Origin of the sequence: Bifidobacterium sp. MSK.13.1, from assembly GCF_019131435.1 — a bacterium.
GTDB lineage: Bacteria > Actinomycetota > Actinomycetes > Actinomycetales > Bifidobacteriaceae > Bifidobacterium > Bifidobacterium pseudocatenulatum.
Window position 1 is genome coordinate 1 of sequence record NZ_JAHOMM010000015.1, and the last position, 2,062, is coordinate 2,062.

The window sequence follows — 2,062 nt, forward strand, 5'->3', positions numbered from 1 at the left end:
GGTGGTGGTTTGAGAACTCAAGAGCGTATTTGTACTACTTCTTTATAGTCAATGATTGCCAGTTCATCGTCCGCTCGTTCGCGAGTGGCCGGGAGGCCTTGAAGGACGGTGAGGTTTTCGTGCGATGCGCCTTTCCTTATAAGGCGATCGTCAATTTTCTTGTTTTTGAGAGTCACATGTTGGCTTTCTGCAAAGTTTTTTGTGGAGGGTTCGATTCTGGCTCAGGATGAACGCTGGCGGCGTGCTTAACACATGCAAGTCGAACGGGATCCATCAGGCTTTGCTTGGTGGTGAGAGTGGCGAACGGGTGAGTAATGCGTGACCGACCTGCCCCATACACCGGAATAGCTCCTGGAAACGGGTGGTAATGCCGGATGCTCCGACTCCTCGCATGGGGTGTCGGGAAAGATTTCATCGGTATGGGATGGGGTCGCGTCCTATCAGGTAGTCGGCGGGGTAACGGCCCACCGAGCCTACGACGGGTAGCCGGCCTGAGAGGGCGACCGGCCACATTGGGACTGAGATACGGCCCAGACTCCTACGGGAGGCAGCAGTGGGGAATATTGCACAATGGGCGCAAGCCTGATGCAGCGACGCCGCGTGCGGGATGACGGCCTTCGGGTTGTAAACCGCTTTTGATCGGGAGCAAGCCTTCGGGTGAGTGTACCTTTCGAATAAGCACCGGCTAACTACGTGCCAGCAGCCGCGGTAATACGTAGGGTGCAAGCGTTATCCGGAATTATTGGGCGTAAAGGGCTCGTAGGCGGTTCGTCGCGTCCGGTGTGAAAGTCCATCGCTTAACGGTGGATCTGCGCCGGGTACGGGCGGGCTGGAGTGCGGTAGGGGAGACTGGAATTCCCGGTGTAACGGTGGAATGTGTAGATATCGGGAAGAACACCAATGGCGAAGGCAGGTCTCTGGGCCGTTACTGACGCTGAGGAGCGAAAGCGTGGGGAGCGAACAGGATTAGATACCCTGGTAGTCCACGCCGTAAACGGTGGATGCTGGATGTGGGGCCCGTTCCACGGGTTCCGTGTCGGAGCTAACGCGTTAAGCATCCCGCCTGGGGAGTACGGCCGCAAGGCTAAAACTCAAAGAAATTGACGGGGGCCCGCACAAGCGGCGGAGCATGCGGATTAATTCGATGCAACGCGAAGAACCTTACCTGGGCTTGACATGTTCCCGACAGCCGTAGAGATATGGCCTCCCTTCGGGGCGGGTTCACAGGTGGTGCATGGTCGTCGTCAGCTCGTGTCGTGAGATGTTGGGTTAAGTCCCGCAACGAGCGCAACCCTCGCCCTGTGTTGCCAGCACGTCGTGGTGGGAACTCACGGGGGACCGCCGGGGTCAACTCGGAGGAAGGTGGGGATGACGTCAGATCATCATGCCCCTTACGTCCAGGGCTTCACGCATGCTACAATGGCCGGTACAACGGGATGCGACACGGCGACGTGGAGCGGATCCCTGAAAACCGGTCTCAGTTCGGATTGGAGTCTGCAACCCGACTCCATGAAGGCGGAGTCGCTAGTAATCGCGGATCAGCAACGCCGCGGTGAATGCGTTCCCGGGCCTTGTACACACCGCCCGTCAAGTCATGAAAGTGGGTAGCACCCGAAGCCGGTGGCCTAACCCTTTGTGGATGGAGCCGTCTAAGGTGAGACTCGTGATTGGGACTAAGTCGTAACAAGGTAGCCGTACCGGAAGGTGCGGCTGGATCACCTCCTTTCTACGGAGTTTTTCAGGACGCCGGTCCGGCGTCCGTCGTGTGGCCCATGCGCCGGGGATGGTTTCCGGGTTCGTGTGGGCGTGCTGGTGTGGAAGAGATCGTTGGCTTCGCGGGTCCTTGGGGCCTTGCGGGGAGTGGTGCGGATATGCTTTTGGGTTCCCGGACCGCCACCCGCGACTTGGTCGCGTGCGGTTTTCCGGATGCCCCTGGCGGGACGCCGTGGGCCTGTGGGCCTGTGGGTCGGGTCCGGTCGGGGCGCGTGGTGGTTTGAGAACTGGATAGTGGACGCGAGCAATGCAGGATTGTTGTCCTGCTTGCTTTATCGCGATTTCGCCA

At 59.1% G+C, this 2,062-nt stretch carries 1 rRNA gene; it reads left to right on the forward strand.

Annotated elements, in window-relative coordinates:
- Positions 1-198 precede the first annotated feature (198 nt).
- Positions 199-1,726, forward strand: a 16S ribosomal RNA gene (locus KSY55_RS09015).
- The last annotated feature ends 336 nt before the right edge of the window (positions 1,727-2,062 follow it).